Origin of the sequence: Cereibacter ovatus, assembly GCF_900207575.1 — a bacterium.
Lineage (GTDB): Bacteria > Pseudomonadota > Alphaproteobacteria > Rhodobacterales > Rhodobacteraceae > Cereibacter_A > Cereibacter_A ovatus.
Genome location: NZ_OAOQ01000050.1, coordinates 1 through 2660, shown reverse-complemented (window position 1 = coordinate 2660; position 2660 = coordinate 1). Strand labels below are relative to the sequence as shown.

Genomic DNA, 2660 nt, shown 5'->3' with positions numbered 1-2660 from the left:
TCCCCACCGCCGCCGCAGGCAAATCCACCCGCGGCGGCCGCATCACCCCCGGCGAATGGGAGCGCCGCACGGGGCTGCAATTGCGGTTCATCTACCGGCGCAGGGGTCCGAGCCTTTTGGTGGCTGAGGGGAGGCTGAACAGCAAGGGACGTGCAGTTGCGTCACGGTCGAAAACCGGCCGGGGCTTGGTGACTGCGCCGATCTTCCTCCTCGTGCCACAGGTCAAGCTGCGCAAACGGCTGGACCTCGCGCGGGACGCCGAGCGGGCTATCGACGGCGTGCCGGGGCGGATCGTGGCGGGGTGGAACCCATAGTGCAAAAACCTCCTTAGAAAGCGGCCAGGCAGACCAAACTCGGTCCAGCGCACTAAGACGGCACATCGCATTCAGAAAACCCTAAATAGAAGGGTCACGTCAGCTTGACCCGTGCACATCGGAGTGCCACGTTGCTGGAGAACGTGAGGTGAAACGATATGCCAGAAGCCTTCTTTTCGATTGATGACAGCTATTCGCCGCCAGAACCTTTTGATCGGGCAATTGCTAACGTTGATGTGCGATGCCGAAGCAATGCAATTGAGGATGGCTTAGATCTTGACATAATCGTAAGTTTTGGAGCAGACGAAGTCCGAATTGAACTTTCTGATGGAAGTACAATTGAGGCGATGTGTGAGATTAAGGAAGCGATTGTAGTCCTAAAAACGTTCAACTGTGATCTCGGAGAAAGACGCGTCAGCGCTCCTGGCGTAGGCTTTGAATACAAGCAGAACCTAAAAGGTACTCGAACTTCATCTAGTATTAGCGCCGCTCGCGCCGCCGCTACAGGAAACCTAACCGCTCCAACTCCAAACTCCAATCTAGCGGCTGACGCAAGCATTTCTGGAGAGACAAAGCAGCAGCAGGAAGACACATATGAAGTAACTGCTGAAAGAAAGTTTTCTCAAGTTCAAATTGGCACAGATCAAATCCGAATACACCCGAATCCAGACCTGTCACCTTTAGTTGGAAACCTGCTTGAAGCAGAAAAGTGCTTTAAAGTTGTTCCGCGGCGCAATGACAAACCATTTGGAATTCTCGCTGAACTGCAAGTTTCAAAAGGATGGATGAGTCTATCCGACCCAAGACCGACCTCAACTTCAACTCGCCTCACCCAGCTCCTAGAGAAGAAACTGAAGGGTAAGGATCCAATCGACGATTTTCACAGACGAGCGTTCAATTTGCTGATGGAGCATCTCGTAAGCATGGGGCTGCAGGTTGATGCAAATCGCAAGTATGCAACCTTGGCAGCAAGAGCGATTCGCGTCGAGAAGGTAAGCGCAGACGAAACAGGACGGCGCTACATTGGACTTTCTGAGCGCCGCATTTGCCTTCCGGTCGCAGCACTTGAAGCAGTCCTTTTCGAACCAAGAGACAAAGTCGAAAACATTCTAATCGATGCGGGAATTACCGACCTCTCACAACTCGGCCCATTGAGCAGTTCAATGGTCTTTTATCCATCCGGATACAGAACAGACGGGAGATTGGTCGAGCTTGGGGCTTTCTTGGAGAGCAGCTTCAAGATTACAATACTGCGAGAAACTCAGGACGACGGAGAGAACAGAGGCGCACCACGAATCTTCGCTCCTTTTGAGTTCGCGCGTAGTTTTCATTTTACCCCCGAGTCCAAGCATAGAAAAGACTGCAACGCAATTGAGTTCAAGATTGTCCGCGATGGCGTGGAAATCACTTATATGCAGGACAATGTGCGGCTTACTCAAGTTACGAAACGTGGCACTTTTGGATAATGCCCACCACCCGCGAAACCGTCCTCGCCGCGCTGCATGCGCGGGTGCAGCCGCTTGCCGCCCTCACTATGCGTGACGAAGTCCTGCCCGAACGGATCCCATCAGCCGGGCTGATCATCCTGCGCGACGGCCAACCGGGCGAACCGGAAGTGACGCTGTCGCCCCTGCGTTACCACTACCAGCACCGGGCCGAGCTGGAGGTCGTCGTCCAGGCGGGCAGCGGACGGGCCAGCACCTTCGACGACCTGGTCGCCGCCATCGGCACGGCGCTGGAGGCCGACCGGACGCTGGGCGGCCTTTGCGACTGGATCGAACCGGAAGCCCCGGCCTCGGTCGACCTGCCGGTCGAGGGCGCCGCTGCGCTGAAGGCGGCGGTGATCACCGTCGTCCTGCACTACACCACGACCGGCCCTCTGGCCTGACACCCCACATCCACAGGAGACCCCCATGGCACGCGCACACGGCGCGCGGGCGCAGATGGCGCTTGCGTTCGAAACCGTCTACGGCACCCCGCCCGCCAGCGGTTATCGGCTGATGCCCTTCGCCCGGACCACGCTCGGCGCAGAGCAGCCCTTGCTGAATTCGGAACTGCTGGGCTACGGCCGCGATCCGCTCGCCCCCATCAAGGACGCCGTCACCGCCGATGGCGAGGTGGTGGTGCCGATCGACGTCGAGGCCTTCGGCTTCTGGCTGAAGGCTGCTTTCGGATCCCCGACCACGACCGGCACCACGCCCAAAACCCACACCTTCCAGTCGGGCAACTGGACCCTGCCCTCGATGGCCATCGTAAGCGTTCGCTGTGGGCCACAGTCAGCTTATCTTGACGGCGTGAAGTTCCACGGTAGCAGATCGTCTAGACGGCTTTGAGGGTGGCCGTTGG

3 protein-coding genes and 1 pseudogene are annotated in these 2660 nt (G+C 57.5%); all 4 read left to right on the top strand.

All coding sequences use genetic code 11. The features are described from left to right. Positions 1-314 (top strand): DUF6441 family protein (locus CRO07_RS18190; RefSeq protein WP_235841109.1); only part of this gene is annotated, 314 nt, incomplete at its 5' end. A gap of 158 nt (positions 315-472) precedes the next feature. Further along, on the top strand, positions 473-1780 hold the full coding sequence (locus CRO07_RS18570; protein ID WP_141400117.1) for a hypothetical protein: 1308 nt from the start codon (positions 473-475) through the stop codon (positions 1778-1780). Beyond that, a complete protein-coding gene (locus tag CRO07_RS18185) occupies positions 1780-2202 on the top strand; it encodes an acyl-CoA transferase (RefSeq protein ID WP_097032019.1) in 423 nt (140 codons plus the stop codon). The genes CRO07_RS18570 and CRO07_RS18185 overlap by 1 nt, the downstream gene beginning before the upstream one ends. A gap of 25 nt (positions 2203-2227) precedes the next feature. Then, a pseudogene (locus CRO07_RS18180) lies at positions 2228-2566 on the top strand (phage tail tube protein); the annotation flags it as partial. Positions 2567-2660: the final 94 nt, after the last annotated feature.